Genomic DNA, 20,301 nt, shown 5'->3' on the forward strand with positions numbered 1-20,301 from the left:
AATGGTTGAAGCATTTTCTGTCATCATACTTTCAGAGAGCGGAAACTCTCATAAAAATAGGGAGATAAAAATGGGTCTTATTACCTGGATTATTTTAGGCCTCATCGCTGGTGCACTCGCTAAGTTCATCATGCCCGGTAAACAAGGTGGAGGATTTATTGTCACCACCGCATTGGGTATTGTTGGTGCGTTCATCGGCGGATGGTTGGGAACCTTCATCCCCGGCCTTTCTAACGGAATCACTCAACTAAGCTTCGGCACTATTGTCACAGCTGTTATTGGTTCTCTTATTGCTCTCTTCATCTGGGGCAAACTAGGCGCAAAAAACTAAAAACTTATCACTACCGTGCGATGCGAGGCTGATAGCTCTCAACCGAGATGCTAGCACCCTCGCATCGTTATTTTAAACATGGCTACTGGTCCTAGCGTCCTCAAAGTGTTTCGGCAAAGACGGTAAACTACATACTATGAAATTTGGTGGCACAGCTGAACCGCGAACAAATACACATCCCCTAGAAACTCTCACTGACGAATACCTACAACATCTTGGAATAGGTCGAACTGTCAGTATTCTTGGCTCAACCGGTTCTATCGGAACTCAAGCCCTTCAAGTACTACGGCACTTATGCACCCTTTCTCAAACGCACCTACACGATGAGGGTGCCCCCCTTCGTGTCAAAGCTCTCTCTGCCGGAAGAAACTCCCTAGAACTATTAGCACAACAAGCGGTAGAGACCCGTGCAGAACTGGTTGCAACGAGCGGAACAGAACAAGACCGTATCACCTTACAAGAACTCATCCAACAGCACAGCACAGCACATGGATTATCTGGGTACAGCCCACAGATTATCTGCGGCGAAAACGCATCTTCTGAAGCTGCGAGCTGCGGTGCAGATATAGTACTGAACGGAATCACCGGTTCCATCGGTTTACGCCCCACCCTAGCAGGCTTAGCCTCTGGTGCTCAGGTTGCATTAGCAAATAAAGAGTCTCTCATCGCTGGTGGAGCTTTAGTCCGCCAAGCAGTAGATCAATCATCCCTTGAACAGCCACTTATCCCTGTTGATTCTGAACATTCTGCTTTGGCGCAGGCACTAGGCGCTGGTCACGATAGCGAAATTGAACGTTTAATCCTCACCGCATCGGGCGGGCCATTTCGTGGCATGACCAAAGAACAACTACAACATGTGACCCCTGAGCAAGCCCTAGCTCACCCTACGTGGGACATGGGCAAAGTGGTCACTACAAACTCTGCTTCGATGGTCAATAAAGCTCTTGAGGTACTAGAAGCACACTACCTGTTCGGTATAGACCTTGACCATATTGATGTGACGGTACACCCGCAATCAGTGGTACATTCTATGGTCCAATTTATTGACGGTACGACCATTGCCCAAGCTAGCCCACCGACCATGCTTTTACCCATTGCGTTAGGTCTTACCTGGCCGTATCGTATCCCTCGCGTTGCACCCGCCTGTAACTGGAATACCGCACAGAAATGGACTTTCGAACCTCTTGATGAAGAAGCGTTCCCAGCTGTTCGTATCATTAAAGAAGCTGGACGTCGTGGAGGAACCTTCCCTGCGGTATTTAATGCTGCGAATGAAGAAGCTGTAGAAGCCTTCCATGCGAAGAAAATTTCTTTTACCGCGATGATTGATACTGTTCAAAAAGTACTGGACGAACACGAATCCTCAAGTGCATATTGTTCCGAAAAAAACTTGACCTTGGACTCAGTTTTAGAAGCAGAGCGCTGGGCACGTATACGTGCCGGCGAAATACTGGCACAATAGTAGATGTACCAAAACGTGTTGACCACGGCGGCAAGCTCCTTGAGAACTTGCCGCCGTGGTCTTTAACAATACTTATTCGCCTGAGCTATCCAAAAAATGCGGAATCCCAGTAACACTCACCTTAGTAGACGGTAAGTCCGCGGTCCCGAAATTGTTGGCGTACCCGCTCTGTTTCTTCTTTGCTAGGAGGACGCACCTCTTCAAGCTTGTAGTCAAGACCCAAAGAACGCCATTTATCTGTTCCCATCTGGTGAAAAGGTAAAACTTCAACTCTGCGAACAGAACGAGGCCAACGGCATACAATATCTGCAACGTTCTCAACATTCTCATAAGAGTCGGTGTAACCAGGCACTGACACAAAACGAATCCACACATCTTTGCCCAGAGCATTGAGCCTATCACCAAAATCAATAGTTGGTTGTAAACGTCGTCCTGTCACACGATGGTAGGTTTCCTCATCGCCAGCTTTAACATCAAGAAGAACTAAATCTACTGACTCAAGAAAATCATCGGTAGCTGCTGCACCTAAATAACCAGAAGTATCAATACATGTATGGATACCTAAAGATTTAGCGCCCATAAGAACATTCCACGCAAAAGCACGTTGCATGAGAACTTCTCCACCAGAAATGGTCAAACCACCACCGGTAGATTTAAAAATTTTGCGATAACGCTTGATACGTTTGAGCAATTCTTGAGCCTCAACTGGCTGACCATCACGCATGTTAAACGTATCTGGATTATGACAGTACACGCACCGCAACGGGCAACCATTCATAAAAACTGTCATACGGGTGCCAGGCCCATCTACCGCGGTAACCAACTCCCAAGAATGAACAGAACCTAACTTCCCTTCTCTCATTCTTTTAAGCTGTTCGCTTCGTTCTAAATCGGTGAGTTCACCAAGACCCCACGTTCCAGCTCCTGCATGACGAGACGCTGGGGGAGCAAAGCCTTGTTCCCCCAACGGCATCGTTTCTACTGTTGATGTAGACATCATTAACCAGCGGAAGAGAGTTATGCACTCTGATGGAAAGTCCGTGAGAGAACGTCAAGTTGCTGCTCACGTGTCAAACGCACAAAGTTTACGGCATACCCAGAGACTCGAACGGTGAGGTTTGGGTATTTATCGGGGTTTTCCATTGCGTCTTCGAGGGTCTCACGGTTGAGGACGTTGATATTTGCATGGTATAGGCCATGCTGATCTGCCGGGACGTTAGCTCGGTTAGCTTTCATCTCTGCAAGACGTTCTTCAAAGGTTTTGACTGCCATGATAATTTTCTCCTTAGATTTTTCAAGTGATGTGTTGGTATATGCCTCAGCATGAGGGCATATACCAACACGAGGTAACCCATGGGGTGACCGTTATATGCGGTTAGTCTTCTTCTGGTAAGAATCCTGCATCAAGGATTCCTACAAGGTTCTGAACCTGTTCTTCTTTGGTGCGTCCCAATGCGGTGGGGGTGATGGTGTTGGTCAACGAGATACCGTCGAGAGCATCTTGATAGTCAAGTTTGCCAACAGAAAGCATGGAAGCCACCATGCCGTGTGTATCCATACCGTTTTCGGGGTTTGCGCCGGGGGAGAAGGGTGTTCCTGCACGGTGTCCGGAAGGGAAGTTTCCGGTAGCTTTACCGTAGACAACGTTTGAGGTAATCGTGAGCACTGACTGGGTGGGGATAGCATCACGATAAAGCGGGATAGCTTTAATCTTGCTCATGACAGTGTGAACGATTGTTGCAGCAATATCGTCTGCTCTGTCATCGTCGTTTCCGTATGCGGGGAAGTCTCCTTCGGTGATGTAATCAACGATGAGTCCTGTTTCGTCGCGGACTGGAGTAACTTTCGCATATTTAATAGCTGACAGTGAGTCCGCAACAATGGATAGCCCAGCGATACCGCATCCCATAGCTCGAATGACGTCGGAATCGTGAAGCGCCATCTCAATGGCCTCATAAGCGTATTTATCGTGGCAGTAGTGAATGATGTTGAGTGCTTCAACGTATGTTGCAATCACCCAATCGAGCATTTCTTCATACTTTTGCCAGACTTCGTCAAAGTCGAGAGGCCCGTCACCGGTGATGGGTTCGTACCCTTCAACGATGAGCTTCCCGCTCATCTCGTCTCGTCCACCGTTGATTGCGTAAAGCAATGCTTTAGCAGCGTTGACACGAGCACCAAAGAATTGCATTTGTTTTCCGACCTTCATGGGGGATACACAGCATGCAATGGCGGCGTCGTCTCCCCAAGTGTTTCGGATTTGTGGGTCGGACTCGTATTGGATGGAGGATGTTTCGATGGAGATAGCAGAGCAGAACTCTTTGTATCCTGCGGGAAGTTTTTCGTCCCAGAAGATGGTGATATTTGGTTCTGGGGCTGGTCCGAGGTTGCGTAGAGTCTGTAGGAGTCGGAAGGATGTTTTGACGACGAGGGTTCGTCCGTCGTCTCCGAATCCTGCATCGGACCATGTTGCCCAGTATGGGTCTCCTGAGAAGATTTGGTCGTAGTCGATGGTGCGTAAGAAGCGGACGATGCGTAGTTTGATAACGAGCGCGTCGATCATTTCTTGTGCATCAGATTCGGTGATGGTTCCGTTGGCGAGATCTCGTTCGAAGTAGATGTCGAGGAAGCCAGAGAGTCGTCCGATGGACATAGCGGCGCCGTCTTGTGATTTGACGGATGCGAGGTATGCGAAGTAGGTCCATTGGACGGCTTCTTGTGCGTTTTTTGCGGGCCCTGAGATGTCGAATCCGTAGGCTTGTGCCATGTTCTTGAGTCGTTTGAGGGCTTTGATTTGTTCTGAGTGTTCTTCGCGGTATCGTGCCCAGTGTTCGGAGAATCCTTGGTCAGCGACTTTGTGTTTGTCGGCTTCTTTTTCTCGGATGAGGAAGTCTACGCCGTAGAGTGCTACACGGCGGTAGTCGCCGATGATGCGTCCACGTCCGTAGGCATCGGGTAAGCCGGTGATGATGTGTGATGAACGGGCTGCTCGGATACGTGGGGTGTAGATGTCGAATACTGCGTCGTTGTGGGTTTTGCGGTATTCGGTAAATATTTTTTTGATGTTTGGGTTGGGTTCTTTGCCGGCTTCTTTGATGGCGGTTTCGACCATGCGCCAGCCGCCGTTGGGCATCATGGCGCGTTTGAGGGGGACGTCTGTTTGTAGTCCGACGCAGACGTCGTCGTCTTCGCTGATGTAGCCGGCAGGGAATGCGTCGATTTCTGCAGGGGTGTTGGTGTCGACGTCATAGACGCGTTGTTTGCGTTCTACAGAGAGGTATTTCTTTTCGAGGGTGTCCCAGACTCTGAGTGTTTTGTCGGTGGGGCCGGCGAGGAAGGAAGCGTCGCCTTCATAGGGGGTGTAGTTGCGTTGGATGAAGTCTCTGAGGTCTACATGTTCTTGCCATGGGCCTGGTGTGAAATCTTTCCATGCGACGGCGAAGATGTCGTGCTCTGCTGTGTGCGATTCCGTGGGAACGGTCATGTCTGCACTCCTGTTTGCGGTACCGCGTTTATTTGTGTGTGCGGTGTTTTTATGTGACGTTTTTATCGTATCTATTGAGCTGTTGAATGTTAAAAGGTGTGGTGGTTTTGCGGTAATGACGATTTCTATATCTCATTAATAAACATGCTTTGACTAGCTGTTTTAAAAATATTAGAAAATGTTATTGTGCATTTATGTGATACGTAACGTCTATTGTGTTCTTTTGTGAAGTTTTTGTGTTGGTGACATATAGTTAAAGTTCTGCAAGGTGTTGCGCAGAGGGTTTTTGTGACCATAAGGAGATTGTGTTCTTATGGTTTCATCTTTTCTTGTGTTGTTTTATGGAGGGAGGGGAACAACCTGCACAAATAACACTCACGCCTCGGCCCCGCACACAATAACCACCAAAAATACTGTAAAAACTACGCTTAACATCCCAGAAAAAACTGTGTACTAGCTCAATGCACGGTGCGTAGCACTGCCACAACACTCGAAAACATGGTTTGATAGGTGAAGTTTAAAGAATTTCACCACGAACAGCGCAGAGAGGAAACAAACATGGGTACCGCCTTATTTATTGGGGGAGTTGTCATCATGACACTCGCCATCATTCTCTCTATCGCTTTACACGAAATAGGGCACCTCGTCCCCGCAAAACTCTTCAACGTCAGAGTGCCTCAATACATGATTGGGTTCGGCTCAACCATCTTCTCCCGAAAAGTAGGCGAAACCGAATACGGAATCAAAGCCATCCCTCTTGGCGGATACATATCAATGATTGGGATGTACCCACCCGCCTCAAAAACCACTCGTCACAACCGCCTATCGCAGATTTACCAAGACGCACGCGATATCGACGCCGAACGTATCACGCCAAACGACGACGGCCGATTGTTCTACCAACTGCCAGTCTACAAACGCATTATCATCATGCTCGGCGGGCCCACCATGAACCTCCTCATTGGGGTTCTCTGCATGGCAGTGCTCATCCTCGGCTTTGGAAAATACCAGCCCACAACCACCATCGAAACCATCTCACAATGCGTACATACCGTCACTGCCACTAACGTAGACCAAGCCAACCGTGCCAGCTGCACCAATACAGATCCCGATTCTCCAGCACACGCGGCAGGTCTTATAGCTGGAGATACTATTACTGTTTTTGCCGGTGAACAGGTCACCTCGTGGGAACAGCTCACCTCTCTCATTCAACGGAACGCAAACCACGCTGTTCCAGTAACCGTTGAAAAAGATGGACAAACCCGAGAACTGACCATCACCCCGTTGGAAACGGTGAGACCGGTCTATAACCAACTCACAGGACAATATGAAAAGAACCCCGACGGAACCTACAAAACTATGACCGTCGGATTTATCGGCGTCAGCCCCACTAGCGAACTAACACCAGGGCATATTAGCCAAGTTCTCCCCGAAGTGGGGAACACCCTCGAACGTATTGGCGCAACAGTTCTCAAACTGCCAGCACGCGTATTTGCCGTGGGTGAATCGCTGGTAACAGGAAGCGAACGCCCCGCAGACTCACCGGTTTCTGTTGTTGGTGTAGGTCGAGCAGCTGGCGAAATTGCAGCAACAGACCGCATCGATTTACGTTCTAAAAGCGCTACGCTCATTTCTCTCATCGGTTCCATGAACCTCATGCTATTCGTCTTCAACCTCATCCCACTTCTGCCACTTGACGGTGGACACGTAGCTGGAGCGCTATGGGAGGGCCTCCGAAAAGGCTGGGCACGTCTGAGAGGAAAAGCAGATCCCGGACCCTTTGACCCCGTAAAGCTTCTTCCACTGACATGGGTTGTTGCTGGAGCATTCATCCTGATGTCTGTGGTGCTCATCCTTGCTGATCTCATCAAGCCCATTAATATTTTCTAAAAATATTATCTGTGACAAAACCGACAGTCGCTCTCATAAGGGCTGTATATCGTGGAAGAACAAACCAACACTGACGCTCTTAACATTGCGCTGAGAGCTATATCTACAGCAGAAACTCGTAGCGAAGCCCACTGCATTCGAAAAAACACCGGTATCTAGTGCACAATAGATAACGGTATCGGTGCGCATCGCGCACCACCGACAAGTCTTTGGAGGAACATCTTGGCTTCGGTCAGTTTAGGTATGCCCGCACCCGCCCCGCTTACACTTGCGCCCCGCCGCAAAACCCGACAATTCAAAGTCGGTTCCGTAGGCGTAGGCTCAAACTCTCCGGTGTCGGTGCAATCAATGACAACCACCAAGACACACGACATTGGTGCAACCCTCCAACAAATTGCTGAACTTACCGCTGCCGGTTGCGATATCGTACGTGTCGCCTGCCCCACCGACAAAGACGCAGAAGCGCTCCCTATCATTGCGAAACAATCACAAATCCCCGTTATCGCAGATATCCACTTCAAACCCAAATACGTGTACGCCGCCATTGAAGCAGGCTGTGGAGCCGTTCGCGTTAACCCCGGAAACATCCGCCAATTCGATGACCAAGTCAAAGAAATCGCGCAGATGGCAAATGACCACGGAACCTCCATCCGTATCGGTGTTAACGCTGGATCCCTCGACAAGCGCCTCCTCCAAAAATACGGCAAAGCAACTCCCGACGCTCTCGTAGAATCAGCAGTCTGGGAAGCCTCACTCTTTGAAGAACACGACTTCTACGATTTCAAAATCTCCGTTAAACACAACGACCCCGTCGTCATGGTCGAAGCCTATAAACGTCTTGCAGAACGTGGAGACTGGCCCTTGCATTTAGGCGTTACCGAAGCTGGGCCAGCTTTCCAAGGCACTATCAAATCCGCAACGGCTTTCGGGGCGCTCCTGTCTCAAGGCATCGGTGACACTATCCGAGTGTCGCTTTCTGCTCCTCCCGTTGAAGAAGTCAAAGTGGGTTCACAGATTCTTGAATCGCTCAACCTCCGCCCCCGAAAACTCGACATCGTATCTTGTCCCTCCTGCGGACGAGCACAAGTCAACGTTTGGGAATTAGCAGAAAACGTCACCAAGGGGCTCGAAGGCATGAAAGTGCCACTTCGTGTTGCCGTCATGGGCTGTGTTGTGAACGGCCCCGGTGAAGCCCGCGAAGCAGATCTTGGTGTCGCATCAGGAAACGGCAAAGGACAAATCTTCGTCAAAGGTGAAGTCATCAAGACCGTACCCGAAGACCAAATCGTTGAAACTCTCATCGAAGAAGCCAACCGTATCGCCGAAGAAATGGAAGCTAACGGCGAATACATCCCAGAAGACGGGCCTGGCGCACAAGTCATCGTTAAATAACACCGCAACTACTGGTCAGGGAAATACTAAAACCCTGACCAGTGTTGTACGCCCAACCCGAAGAAAGCTGCTGTTACAGTGCTCTCATTTTTTCAACGCAACACAGACGATGTCTTGATTCGTCCACTGACCACCGATGACTGGGACGAACTCGAAAAGATGATAGCCCTTGACCCCATTAAAAACCTATATGCCTCAGAACATCTAGAACGCTTCGGACTGCCAACACCCTCAGCACTGAGCGGATACCGCCACAACTATGGGTTTATGGGAATCTTCCTCCCCGTCTACGAGAACGCACCATTAGCTCAGCACGGTGTAGAACTCACCTACGGCACGTCAGAAGAAGGCCGGAAACCACTAGGCGGTAGTGAAAAAATCGGGCATACCGTCAAAAGAATCACCGGAAAACTCGTCGAAAAAATTACTCCAGAACTATTACGCCCCATTCCTTTACCCAACGAGATTCTTGACTCTGCAGAAAAAGGCTCTCAAGAACAACCCGCAACTTTTTTCACCATGGTTGGAGCCTTCTGGCTAGGGTCAAACTGCGTACCCATCCTAATCCCCAAGGAGTACCGTAAACACGTCAGCACTGTTATTGCTCGTTCGCTCAAATACATTGCTTGCATCATCGGAGAAGCAGAAGATGCACTGGGGCTATGGTCACTGCTTCAATCTAAAACAGGAACACCACATTCGGTATGTGAAAATCAACCGCTACTGTACCTCGACCCACAAAAATCTTTAGAAACACTCACCACACAAAAAATTCAACCTCTCCAGGTAACTCTTGACGTCCCACCCATTGCAGAGAACCCCGTCCGCTGGGCGCGCACCTCCGACCGAGACTCACTGCTCAAAGCCTCCGTTGCAATGTTCATCGAAGAAATCGGCTACGACCCGATGGACAGAGACGCCATCGGATACGCTCAACGAGTTGAAGAATACATCAGAACAGGGAGAAGTCTCGTCGCTACAAACGATGACGGTGTTGTCATCTTCAAAGCAGACCTTGGGTTAGCGTACTCAGACCTCTGCCAAATACAAGGGGTCTGGTTACACCCTGCTTATCGTGGGGTAGGGCTTTCTGCACCTTTACTCGCTCAAGCTATTGAACTAATCCGCCCACGATTCCCTCATATTAGCTTGTACGTCAATAACCATAACCAGCCTGCATACCGCTTATATCAAAGCCTTGGTATGGAACAATATGGTACCTTCGCTACCATCACGTTCTAAAAAACTATCGTTTCTTATCCCGCAACATCGTCGGTGCCTTGCCCCGTTAAGGAACATCATCAACAGAGCATCTACGCTAAAATAAGTACAAATATTCCTCAACAAGTGTCATAAACACTCATGAGCACCCCACAATAAGAATGGATGATTTTGGTGGCTATTCGCCTTTCACAACTCTTTTTGCGCACCCTGCGCGATGACCCCTCCGATGCAGAAGTTATCAGCCATAAACTCCTAGTTCGTGCCGGATACATTCGCCGTGCCGCACCAGGTATTTACACATGGCTACCACTAGGGCTCTCGGTGCTCAACAAAGTACAGAACATCGTCCGCGAAGAAATGAACGCTATCGGCGCCCAAGAAGTACATTTTCCAGCACTGCTCCCACGCGAACCCTACGAAGCCACGAACCGTTGGGATGAATACGGAGATAACCTCTTCCGACTCAAAGACCGCAAAGGTGCAGATATGCTCCTTGCCCCCACCCACGAGGAAATGTTCACACTCCTCGTCAAAGACCTCTACACCTCGTACAAAGACCTCCCCGTCTACCTCTACCAAATCCAAACAAAATACCGTGACGAAGCACGCCCACGTGCTGGACTTTTGCGTGGCCGCGAATTCGTCATGAAAGACTCCTATTCTTTCAACCTTGACGACAGCGGACTCGAAGAAGCCTATAACGCACACCGTGGCGCCTATCAGCGTATCTTTGAACGACTCGGACTAGAAATCGTCATTGTCCAAGCACAATCTGGTGCTATGGGTGGCTCTCGCTCCGAAGAATTCTTGCACCCAACACCCATCGGTGAAGATACCTTCGTACGTTCTGCTGGCGGGTATGCTGCAAACGTTGAAGCTGTCACTACTTACCCGCTAGAAACTGTAGATGCGAGTAACACACCGGCAGCAAGCGTCCGCCAAACACCTCAAGCGACCACCATTGAATCTCTAGTGCAGGTATCAAACGAGCTTTACCCTCGTGAGAACCGCCCATGGGAAGCAAAAGATACCCTCAAAACCCTGATTGTTGCGGTTATTTTGCCTGATGGAGAGCGTCGTCTGGCTGCTATCGGCATCCCCGGAGACCGTAACGTAGATCTTTCTCGTGTGGAGGTGAACATTGGTACGCTACTAGGTGTTGGCGGTGAAGTTGAGGTAGAACCAGCAAACGAGAACGACCTCAAAGACTTTCCACAACTGGTCAAGGGATATATTGGCCCAGGTGTATCACGAGAGCAACAACTCTTAGGTGAAGAATCTGCTACAGGTATTCCTTTCTATGTTGACCCACGTATCGTAGAAGGAAGTGCTTGGATTGCTGGCGCTAACCAAGCTGAACACCACGTATATGACGCTGTTGTAGGCCGTGACTTCGTTGCAGATGCCGTCATCGAAGCATGCGAAGTACGCGAAGGCGATATGGCGCCCGATGGCTCTGGCGAACTATACACCGCACGAGGCATCGAAATGGGACATATCTTCCAGCTAGGCCGTAAATACGCTGAAGCACTTGAGCTCAAAGTCCTTGACCACGACGGAAAACTACAAACCGTTACGATGGGCTCCTACGGCGTCGGCGTCACTCGTGCACTAGCTGCTATCGCAGAAAAAAATAATGATGAGAAGGGCCTTATCTGGCCTCGAAACATCGCACCAGCAGACGTACACGTTGTGGCAACCGGAAAAGGTGAAGAAATCCTTGCTGGCGCTCAGAAACTTGTTGATGAGCTTGAAGCTGCAGGAATCGAAGTCATCTTTGACGACCGCCCGAAGGTATCACCCGGCGTTAAATTTAAAGACTCTGAACTGCTCGGTGTACCGACCATCATTGTTGTTGGACGCGGATACGCAGACGGAAAAATCGAAATTCGTGACCGCCGAACCGGCTCCTCTCGTGAAGTAAACCTTGATGAAGCCGTTGCACAAGTACAACACGAAATAACGGCCGAAGACCTCTGTGCATAAGCATAAAACGCACTAGAATAAGGGTGTTCGTACGGTATAACAACCGCACGAACACCCTTATCTATGCCATCACCTAAAAAATAGCAGAAGAACTAATCTTCTAAGAAAATACGAGTTGATAGAAGAAAAACTGGAACATCACTAGGTACAGTGCTATCAGCAACAACTGCCAAAGCATTCTTCTGCACCGCATCAGAATGCTCTTCTAAAAAGGTGTACCCTTGTGCAACATCAACCGGATACGTAACCTGTTGTGCCGGTAACTGATACTGACAAGACACCGCCTGAACAAGACGCTGCTCTAAGACCTTCGCCTGCTGCTGTAAACGCTCAATACCTGATATTTCTTGGGCAGAAAACTCTTCAACATCAGTTCTTGCCCCAATGACCTCACTAGCATAACGATACGCATAGCTTGTCTGAAGAAGACGCGTAATACTCTCAGGGGCAGGAGTACGCTCTGAAAGAGGACGGCAAGCAACTGTCTTTGGAGCTTTCAGCTCAGAAAGCTTAATCTGATGTTCTTGAGCAAAATCTTGTAACTGCTGAACAAACTCTAACGGTTCAGAACGAACAAAATTTTGAGCTTCGGATTGTTGATCTGCATTGATAAAAACCTCGTGATATAGCTTTTGTACAGAAGAATCAAAGATCTTCTCCCACGAGGGAGAATCATCCTTGGGGCGATCCTTGCTCGCTAGAATATTTGCCGAATGAGGTAACGAATCTAGTTGTTGTTGAACCAAAGATTTTAGCTCATCAGATACGGGAGTTTGCTGTGAAGCTAAAGAATCTTGTACCTCAATGAGAGCGGTAGATATGCGAGTGTACGGTGCCAAAGACTCTGCCCGATGACGCTCCTCAACCTGAGACCACACCCCGAGCGCTAAAACTATGGCAAGGGAACTGCCTGTTAACGCGCTCGCTAAAGTAGAAGATTTCATCGTGGTATCAACCTTTTCCTGTCATAACTGGTGTTGAGAGTGTACGACCTGCCCAATCTACCTTCTCTTTTTGCGTTAGCTCTCACACACCACTGTATTAGGGGTGTTCTCATAGAAAAAGTAGCGCCATAGACGGTAGGCTTAACCGCTAGTTCGATTTAATCTGAAAAAGAAAGTAGCTGATGGTACAACCTTCTCAAAAGAATACTATGAATGCTAGAGAGCGTCGCGCAGCTGAACGTGCTTTAGCTCGAGTATCTACACCCGAACAACACGGCGCATTTCTCAATGTCGAGGATGTCAAAGAGACAATCGAATCAGTCGTTGCACAATTTGACTGCGTACTTGAAAGTCTTAAAGCTCAAGGTTCTGGTGCTCACCGCACTCTAGAAGTTGTCGTTGACTACACTGAAGACCGCACCGATATGCTCTCCTTAGACACCCTAGCTGAAATTTCTGGAGCTCTTTCGAGTGCACTCGACGAAGCAGAAGACGGAAACGTCCCATACTCTCTAGAAGTTTCCTCTCCTGGTGCAACACGTGCACTCACCGAACTCCGACACTGGAAACGTGCTCGAGGCCGTCTCCTCGAAATAACTCTTGACTCCGGCGAACAATTTTTAGCTCGACTCGACGACATCGAAGAAGACGGAGCCGTGATCCGCCGTAAAAAACAGACGAAAAAAGGTCAAAAAGAATCGTACAAAGAGAGCGAAAAACTCCTATGGGAGGCAATTTCTGCCGCAAAAGTAGAAATTGAATTCAATCACTAGTGGGAAAATTCGCTAGAATCACTAAGTAGAGAAAACGTTAAACACGAAGGTTCATGCGGTATCTTCCGCCTGAATGTAAGAGAAGGCGGAGCCGGGGTACACGCGTGCCCCGGTCTGTTGTAGAAGGAAAGGCCTGCCATGGATATTGATTTGAGCATCCTGCGAAAGCTCGAAAAAGAAGGGGATATCGTCCTCGACGAGGTTATTCCCATGATCGAGAACGCACTACTTCTGGCGTATCACAAACAGCCTGGAGCCATTCGCGAATCACGAGCAGAAATTGACCTCACCACAGGAACCGTCACTATCTGGGCACCAGAACTAGACGAAAACGACGAAAAAATTGGGGAATTTGACGATACCCCCAATAACTTCGGACGTATCGCTTCCTCTACCGCTCGACAGATTATTCAGCAACGCCTCCGCGACGCTCAAGACTCTCAAGTTCTCGGTGTATTCCGTGACCGAGAAGGAGAGATTGTTTCTGGCATCGTTCAACAAGGCCCGAACCCTCGCATGGTACACGTCGATTTAGGAACTATCGAAGCAGTTCTTCCGACCTCCGAACAAGTCCCCGGTGAACGCTACCCGCACGGTTTACGCTTCCGCTCATATATTCTTGAAGCCCGACGTGGACCTAAAGGCCCCTCTATCGTACTTTCTCGAACACACCCCAACTTTGTGCGCGGACTTTTTGAACACGAAGTACCAGAAATTCAAGAAGGCCTCGTCGAAATCATGGAAGTTGCCCGCGAAGCCGGACACCGCACAAAAATTGCTGTTCGCGCCACCAAACCTGGTATCAACCCCAAAGGTTCTTGCATCGGAGAAATGGGCGCTCGCGTACGTGCTGTGATGTCCGAACTGAACGATGAAAAAATCGACATTGTTGATTATTCTGAAGACCCCACAGAATTTATTTCTGCGGCCCTTTCACCGGCAAGAGTTAAACATGTAACGGTGATTGACCCTAAAACCTTCTCCGCGCGTGCGGTAGTTCCTGACGATCAGCTTTCTTTGGCTATTGGTAAAGAAGGTCAGAATGCTCGTCTTGCTGCGAAACTTACTGGTTGGCGTATCGATATTCTTTCAGAATCCCGTTATAACCAAGCCATCGGAGAAGACGAAGAATAACACGCAGAATGCGAGTTAACTAACAAAGTTTCAGTTCTATCGACGAAGAACGATAGACTGATAGTGGTGTTACTAAAAATATGCGCCATCGGCGCAACCGTTTTCGTGAGTTATTAACACTAGAAAACGGTATGGAATATCCGAATATAGCAAGAAGGGATGAGCTCATACTCGTGAAACCCCAACGAACCTGTATCGGATGCCGTGAAGTAACAGCACAAGAAGAATTGGTCCGAGTCGCTTTAGACAATATCATCGTGGGGCAACCGCCTCGCGTGGTATGGGATATGCGACGACGACTACCCGGACGTGGAGCATGGTTACACCATAACCATGAATGTTTGAATAAAGCCCAGAAAAAAGGGGCTTTCAATCGAGCGTTCCGCACACGGGTCAATGCCGTAGAACTCGTTGTCGAAACATCAACGTCAGCGATGCTCTCCTCGGCTCGTCATCAGGCGAGTCGGGTGGCGAACTAATGTAAGTCAACTAGTTTGACGACTTCTTATTCGAAAGCGAGTCAGAAAACTGATGGAAACCCTATGAGTGCCGCACGATGAGTACTATTACGTGCTCTGACACTGGCAAAACGATGGGTGGTTACAACCGTAATACACCCGTTTATCTCAAGTACTGAAGGTTCGCGCCGTCCTCGGCGTGAGCCAGGACAGGAGAAAAGTGGCTAAACCCCGCGTACACGAGATCGCGAAAGATCTCGGTATCACCTCTAAAGAAGCCGTCGCAAAGCTTCAAGAACTCGGCGAATTCGTCAAAAGTGCGTCTTCGACCGTTGAACCTCCCGTAGAGAAAAAACTACGTGCAGCGTTCCCCAAGAAAGAAAACTCTGCAGAAAAAGCTGAAAAAGCTCCGCAGAAGAGTTCTTCCCCTAAAACAACAGGTGCAGCGAAGCCTGCGCCTAAACCTTCTACCAGCTCAGCTGTTAAACCTGGACCTAAACCTCCAGCTAAAGCACCAGTTGCGGAAGCTAAAACTTCTCAGCCTTCACCTGTTGCTAAGCCTGCAGCGCAGCCAGAGAAACCCGCTCAGCCTAAGAGCTCTGCAAAGCCCTCTGGTCCTCGCCCCGGCAACAACCCCTTCTCTACGCAACAGGGAATGGCTCAGCAGGCACCCACACCGGCTAATACCCCTAAACCAGGTGCTGTCTCTGCTAAGCCTGGGCCTAAACCTGGCCCTCGCCCCGGCAACAACCCCTTCTCTACACAACAGGGAATGGGCAAGAGCTCTGAACGCGGTGGACGCCCCGAACGTGGCGGTAATGCTTCTGCTCGTGGCGGACGCAACCAGCGTGGTGGCAACAACGCTCCTCGCCCCGGTGGTGGACGTAATCCACGTCCTGCCGGAAATGGTGCTCCTCGCCCCGCAGGTAATAATGCTCCTCGCTCTGGTGGTGCAAATGCTCCTCGCCCAGCGGGTAATAACGCTCCTCGTCCTGCAGCTAACGCAGGTAGCGGAGCAAACCGTCCATCACCTAATATGATGCCGACGAAGATGACCCCTGGTGCTAGCCCTCGTGGTGGCGGCGCTGGTGGCAACTCTCGCCGTGGCGGCAATTCCGGTGGCGGATTCAACCGCGGACCAGGACGTGGTGGCCCCGGTGGTGGACGTGGAAATGCGCAGGGTGCTTTCGGCCGCGGAGGTGCCGGCTCTAAACGCAAGAGCAAGAAGCGTGCACGCATCAATCGTGACCTTGAAGAGATTCTACTACCGCACTTGGCAGGTGTTCAGATTCCTCGCGGTGACGGAAACACTCTCGTTCGTCTTCGCCGTGGTGCATCTATTACCGACTTTGCTGAGAAAATCAATGCAAATCCTGCATCGTTGATTACCGTGCTATTCCGTCTTGGCGAAATGGCAACGCAAACTCAGTCATTGGATGAAGAAACCTTTGAACTGCTCGGCGCAGAACTCGGTTACGTTGTTAAAATCGTTTCCCCTGAAGACGAAGAACGCGAACTCTTTGAATCCTTCGACATCAACCTTGAAGCAGAAACTGCTGCAGAAGATGACGATGTCCTAGAGGTTCGTCCTCCAGTGGTAACTGTTATGGGTCACGTCGACCACGGTAAAACCCGTTTGCTTGACGCTATCCGTAATACGAACGTGATTGAGGGAGAAGCCGGCGGTATTACCCAGCACATCGGCGCGTACCAGATTCACACGACTGTTGAAGGCGAAAAGCGAGCCATCACCTTTATTGATACTCCCGGTCACGAAGCGTTCACCGCAATGCGTGCCCGTGGTGCTAAAGTCACTGACATCGCAATTTTGGTGGTTGCAGCAGACGACGGCGTAATGCCTCAGACTGTTGAAGCTATCCGTCACGCACAGGCCGCTAAGGTTCCTATGATTGTGGCTGTCAACAAGATTGATAAAGAGGGCGCTTCACCTGATAAGGTTCGTGGACAGCTCACTGAATACGACCTCATCCCTGAAGAATACGGTGGAGACACCATGTTTGTGGATGTCTCAGCACGCGATAACCTCAACATTGATGCTCTCTTGGAAGCTGTCTGCCTCACTGCAGACAACACCATGGTCCTTAAAGCGAACCCCCATAAAGAAGCTCGTGGCGTTGCTATTGAAGCAAACCTCGACAAGGGACGCGGCGCTGTGTCCACTGTGCTGGTACAGTCCGGTACCTTGCATATTGGTGATGCGATTGTTGCCGGTGTGGCTTATGGTCGTGTTCGTGCAATGTTCGATGAGAACGGTCAAGCCCTTACAGAAGCTGGGCCTTCACGTCCAGTTCAGGTACTTGGTCTTTCTACCGTTCCTCGTGCAGGCGATACGTTCATCTCCACCGAAGAAGAACGTACTGCACGTCAAATTGCTGAAAAGCGTGAAGCTGCAGACCGTAACGCACAGCTTGCGAGCCGTCGTAAACGCGTCACCTTGGAATCCTTCGATGACGCAGTTGCTGAAGGCAAGATGGACACCTTGAACCTCATCATTAAGGGTGACGTCTCAGGTGCTGTTGAAGCTCTTGAAGAGTCCTTGATGAAGATTGAAGCTGGCGGAGATGAAGTTCAGCTCCGTATCATTCACCGTGGTGTTGGTGCTATCACTCAAAATGACGTGAACCTTGCAACCGTTGATAACGCTGTGATTATTGGCTTCAACGTTCGTCCGGCCGAACGCGTGGCAGAACTGGCAGAACGCGAAGGCGTAGAAATGAAGTTCTACTCCGTGATTTACCGTGCAATCGAAGAAATTGAGCTTGCTGTCAAGGGCATGCTCAAACCTGAATACGAAGAAGTGGAGCTTGGTTCTGCTGAGATTCGCGAAGTATTCCGTTCTTCCAAGTGGGGTAACATCGCTGGTTCTATTGTCAAAGATGGAATTATCAAGCGTAACGCTAAGGCTCGTCTGGTTCGTGATGGCTCCGTTGTTGCAGATAACCTCAACATCGAGTCATTGCGACGATTCAAAGATGACGCTACTGAAGTTCGTGAAGGCTACGAGTGTGGTATCGGACTTGGATCCTTCAACGATATTCACGAAGGCGACATCATTGAGACGTGGGAACTCCGAGAAAAGCCACGCGTCTAAAAAACATATGATGCTAGGGTGAACACTACGTTAGATAGATGTGGCGGTTCACTCCGCTAATCTATCAAGGGTGAGAGCGCAGGTGAATCTGTGCTCTCACCCTTGATAGTTTTTGAGTGCGTTGACCTTTAACCGGTAGACTGACATAAGAACCGGTATATTAAAACTATTTTTCAAGGAGAGACTGATGGCTGATGCAGCTCGCGCCGCACGCTTGGCAGATCGTATCAAAGTGATTGTGGCTCAGGCACTAGAACGTCGCATTAAAGACCCTCGTCTAGGGTTCGTGACAGTAACAGATGCTCGCGTTACCAACGATTTGCAACATGCAACCGTGTACTACACCGTATACGGCACCCCCGAAGAACAAGAATCAACAAAAGCGGCTTTAGAATCAGCTCGTGGTATCTTGCGTTCTGAGGTAGGAAAAAATATTACTGCTCGTCTGACTCCGACATTAACTTTTGTTCCTGACGAGGTGCCGGTCAATGCTTCTCATATTGAGGAGTTGTTGCGTCAGGCACGCAGCCGTGATGAGGCTCTGGCACAAGAATCTGCTCAAGCTCAGTACGCAGGTGAAGCTGACCCTTATAAAAAACCTGCTGAAGATACCGAAGACGAAGAAGCATAACCGGTGGCACGCCGAGCACCTAACGGACCTTCGGGAATTGTTGTTATTGATAAACCTGCAGGTCTAACGAGTCATGATGTCGTTGGGAAAGTGCGCCGTTTAGCGCAGACCCGACGGGTTGGACATGCCGGAACTTTAGACCCTATGGCAACGGGCGTTCTCATCGTAGGCGTTAATAAAGCAACTAAGCTGTTGACGTGGATTACGGGGGAGTCGAAGAGCTATACGGCAACCATTCGTCTGGGTGGTACGACTCATAGCGACGATTTTGATGGTCAGCTTCGTTGGTTATGTTCTTCTGAACATCTCAAGACCATACGTGATGAAGATATTGTTCAGCAGACACAGAAACTGACCGGAGACATTATTCAAGTACCTTCATCAGTTTCTGCTATTAAGGTCGATGGTGTGCGTTCTTATGCACGTGCCCACCAAGGTGAAGACGTTGAGCTTGCTGGGCGTGCCGTGCATGTGGCGGCGTTTGAGGTACTTGATATATCTCATCAGATGGTACATATCGGACAGATGTCCCGTGAACTATCTGATGATGTCGTATCAGAATATGCTGACGATACAATCGTTCCTGTCATTGATGTACGTGTTGACGTGTCTGTTTCTTCTGGTACGTACGTACGTGCTTTGGCTCGTGATTTAGGGAAGAGTCTTGGTACCGGAGGGTATTTGACAGAATTACGTCGTACCCGCATTGGCAGTGTGAACTTAGAACAATCGGTGTCTTTAGAAGAACTGGCTGCCCAAGAAGAGACTGACGGGAAGATACAGCTGATTTCTTTGGAAGATTCTGTTCGAGCTATTTTCTCTTCTCGTACCCTCTTAGCAGAAGAAGCGACAGACATTTCTTTTGGTCGAGCCATTAAAGCTCGCTCTGAGGACGTCGCTTTATACGTGGCCCCTCAAGAGCCGAATGAGCACCCCCGTACTGAAGGTGTAGAAGCCGTTTTTGCTCCTGACGGTACCTTGGTGGCGTTGGTAAAAAACCAGAAGAAGCGTGGAAAGGTCTTGAGTTTTCCATTATTGGTGTGGGAATCAGGAAAAATATTTGAGGATCCAGAAGCATGATGTTTGCTGGTTTAGACCTATGGTTTTGGGGGACTGCACTTTTAGGTGGGGTATCTTCTCTCATCTGTTGTTGGCAGTTTCTGCGAGGCCGTGTTCCCGATGACTGGTCTCAAGGTTCTGTTCTTATCCTTGAGCTATGGCTGGTGATATATCTCATCGGTTCAGTGATCATGCAACTAACTACTGACGGTCCTCGCGGAGACTGGTTAGAATACTATGGTTATCTCATCACCGCGATGCTCATTCCTGCCGGAACTTTTTTCTGGTCACTGTCAGAACGCACCCGTTGGTCTACTTTAGTGTTGGCGTTAGCTGGCGCGGTTCTGATTGTGATGGTGCACCGGATGAATATGCTCTGGTACTACTATTAGGCCGAAGCGTTTCTGCTCTATAGTGCAGG

General features: G+C 49.4%; 17 protein-coding genes. 13 read left to right on the top strand and 4 right to left on the bottom strand.

Annotated features, from left to right (window positions below):
* Window positions 1-70: 70 nt before the first annotated feature.
* On the top strand, window positions 71-331 hold the full coding sequence (locus tag ACN081_RS05950) for a GlsB/YeaQ/YmgE family stress response membrane protein (RefSeq protein WP_419103282.1): 261 nt from the start codon (window positions 71-73) through the stop codon (window positions 329-331).
* Between the two features lie 136 nt (window positions 332-467).
* Window positions 468-1,793, top strand: a complete 1,326-nt coding sequence (dxr, locus tag ACN081_RS05955; protein WP_419103281.1) for a 1-deoxy-D-xylulose-5-phosphate reductoisomerase — start codon at window positions 468-470, stop codon at window positions 1,791-1,793.
* A gap of 121 nt (window positions 1,794-1,914) precedes the next feature.
* Here dxr and pflA read toward each other — a convergent pair whose 3' ends face one another.
* From pflA to pflB, 3 genes are all read right to left on the bottom strand, one after another.
* Complete coding sequence (gene pflA / locus ACN081_RS05960; protein WP_419103280.1) at window positions 1,915-2,793, bottom strand: pyruvate formate-lyase-activating protein; 879 nt, start codon at window positions 2,791-2,793, stop codon at window positions 1,915-1,917.
* Between the two features lie 17 nt (window positions 2,794-2,810).
* Window positions 2,811-3,065 carry an autonomous glycyl radical cofactor GrcA2 gene (gene grcA2, locus ACN081_RS05965; protein ID WP_419102155.1) on the bottom strand — a complete coding sequence of 85 codons (255 nt, stop codon included), beginning with the start codon at window positions 3,063-3,065 and terminating at the stop codon, window positions 2,811-2,813.
* Between the two features lie 103 nt (window positions 3,066-3,168).
* A complete protein-coding gene (gene pflB / locus ACN081_RS05970) occupies window positions 3,169-5,277 on the bottom strand; it encodes a formate C-acetyltransferase (RefSeq protein ID WP_419107247.1) in 2,109 nt (702 codons plus the stop codon).
* Window positions 5,278-5,835: 558 nt separating this feature from the next.
* On the opposite strand from pflB, the gene ACN081_RS05975 reads away from it, so the two are divergent.
* From ACN081_RS05975 to ACN081_RS05990, 4 genes are all read left to right on the top strand, one after another.
* Window positions 5,836-7,167: a M50 family metallopeptidase gene (locus tag ACN081_RS05975; protein WP_419103278.1), complete on the top strand. Its 1,332-nt coding sequence runs from the start codon at window positions 5,836-5,838 to the stop codon at window positions 7,165-7,167.
* A gap of 222 nt (window positions 7,168-7,389) precedes the next feature.
* Complete coding sequence (gene ispG, locus ACN081_RS05980) at window positions 7,390-8,559, top strand: flavodoxin-dependent (E)-4-hydroxy-3-methylbut-2-enyl-diphosphate synthase (protein ID WP_419103277.1); 1,170 nt, start codon at window positions 7,390-7,392, stop codon at window positions 8,557-8,559.
* Between the two features lie 78 nt (window positions 8,560-8,637).
* Complete coding sequence (locus ACN081_RS05985; RefSeq protein WP_419107248.1) at window positions 8,638-9,801, top strand: GNAT family N-acetyltransferase; 1,164 nt, start codon at window positions 8,638-8,640, stop codon at window positions 9,799-9,801.
* A 153-nt stretch (window positions 9,802-9,954) separates the two neighbouring features.
* A complete protein-coding gene (locus tag ACN081_RS05990) occupies window positions 9,955-11,769 on the top strand; it encodes a proline--tRNA ligase (protein WP_419103275.1) in 1,815 nt (604 codons plus the stop codon).
* Window positions 11,770-11,861: 92 nt separating this feature from the next.
* Here ACN081_RS05990 and ACN081_RS05995 read toward each other — a convergent pair whose 3' ends face one another.
* Window positions 11,862-12,713, bottom strand: a complete 852-nt coding sequence (locus tag ACN081_RS05995; protein ID WP_419107249.1) for a hypothetical protein — start codon at window positions 12,711-12,713, stop codon at window positions 11,862-11,864.
* 182 nt (window positions 12,714-12,895) lie between these two features.
* On the opposite strand from ACN081_RS05995, the gene rimP reads away from it, so the two are divergent.
* The 7 genes from rimP to ACN081_RS06030 all read left to right on the top strand — a co-directional run bounded on the left by rimP (window position 12,896) and on the right by ACN081_RS06030 (window position 20,272).
* Window positions 12,896-13,486, top strand: coding sequence for a ribosome maturation factor RimP (gene rimP, locus ACN081_RS06000; RefSeq protein ID WP_419103273.1), 591 nt, complete (start codon window positions 12,896-12,898; stop codon window positions 13,484-13,486).
* 138 nt (window positions 13,487-13,624) lie between these two features.
* Window positions 13,625-14,620, top strand: a complete 996-nt coding sequence (nusA, locus tag ACN081_RS06005) for a transcription termination factor NusA (protein WP_419103272.1) — start codon at window positions 13,625-13,627, stop codon at window positions 14,618-14,620.
* 173 nt (window positions 14,621-14,793) lie between these two features.
* Window positions 14,794-15,099, top strand: a complete 306-nt coding sequence (locus tag ACN081_RS06010; protein WP_419103271.1) for a YlxR family protein — start codon at window positions 14,794-14,796, stop codon at window positions 15,097-15,099.
* A gap of 199 nt (window positions 15,100-15,298) precedes the next feature.
* Window positions 15,299-18,190 (top strand): translation initiation factor IF-2, encoded by a 2,892-nt coding sequence (infB, locus tag ACN081_RS06015; RefSeq protein ID WP_419107250.1) that lies wholly within the window; start codon window positions 15,299-15,301, stop codon window positions 18,188-18,190.
* A 187-nt stretch (window positions 18,191-18,377) separates the two neighbouring features.
* On the top strand, window positions 18,378-18,821 hold the full coding sequence (gene rbfA, locus ACN081_RS06020) for a 30S ribosome-binding factor RbfA (RefSeq protein ID WP_419102167.1): 444 nt from the start codon (window positions 18,378-18,380) through the stop codon (window positions 18,819-18,821).
* Window positions 18,822-18,824: 3 nt separating this feature from the next.
* Complete coding sequence (gene truB / locus ACN081_RS06025; protein WP_419107251.1) at window positions 18,825-19,901, top strand: tRNA pseudouridine(55) synthase TruB; 1,077 nt, start codon at window positions 18,825-18,827, stop codon at window positions 19,899-19,901.
* Window positions 19,898-20,272: a hypothetical protein gene (locus ACN081_RS06030; RefSeq protein ID WP_419103268.1), complete on the top strand. Its 375-nt coding sequence runs from the start codon at window positions 19,898-19,900 to the stop codon at window positions 20,270-20,272. The genes truB and ACN081_RS06030 overlap by 4 nt, the downstream gene beginning before the upstream one ends.
* The last annotated feature ends 29 nt before the right edge of the window (window positions 20,273-20,301 follow it).

Source organism: Rothia sp. P13129, assembly GCF_048512865.1.
Lineage (GTDB): Bacteria > Actinomycetota > Actinomycetes > Actinomycetales > Micrococcaceae > Rothia.

Bases quoted from the DNA above. Each gene is read 5' to 3' on its own strand.
- ACN081_RS05950 (WP_419103282.1), top strand. From the start codon at position 71: ATGGGTCTTATTACCTGGATTATTTTAGGCCTCATCGCTGGTGCACTC.
- dxr (WP_419103281.1), top strand. From the start codon at position 468: ATGAAATTTGGTGGCACAGCTGAACCGCGAACAAATACACATCCCCTA.
- pflA (WP_419103280.1), bottom strand. From the start codon at position 2,793: ATGATGTCTACATCAACAGTAGAAACGATGCCGTTGGGGGAACAAGGC.
- grcA2 (WP_419102155.1), bottom strand. From the start codon at position 3,065: ATGGCAGTCAAAACCTTTGAAGAACGTCTTGCAGAGATGAAAGCTAAC.
- pflB (WP_419107247.1), bottom strand. From the start codon at position 5,277: ATGACCGTTCCCACGGAATCGCACACAGCAGAGCACGACATCTTCGCC.
- ACN081_RS05975 (WP_419103278.1), top strand. From the start codon at position 5,836: ATGGGTACCGCCTTATTTATTGGGGGAGTTGTCATCATGACACTCGCC.
- ACN081_RS05995 (WP_419107249.1), bottom strand. From the start codon at position 12,713: ATGAAATCTTCTACTTTAGCGAGCGCGTTAACAGGCAGTTCCCTTGCC.
- rimP (WP_419103273.1), top strand. From the start codon at position 12,896: ATGGTACAACCTTCTCAAAAGAATACTATGAATGCTAGAGAGCGTCGC.
- nusA (WP_419103272.1), top strand. From the start codon at position 13,625: ATGGATATTGATTTGAGCATCCTGCGAAAGCTCGAAAAAGAAGGGGAT.
- rbfA (WP_419102167.1), top strand. From the start codon at position 18,378: ATGGCTGATGCAGCTCGCGCCGCACGCTTGGCAGATCGTATCAAAGTG.
- ACN081_RS06030 (WP_419103268.1), top strand. From the start codon at position 19,898: ATGATGTTTGCTGGTTTAGACCTATGGTTTTGGGGGACTGCACTTTTA.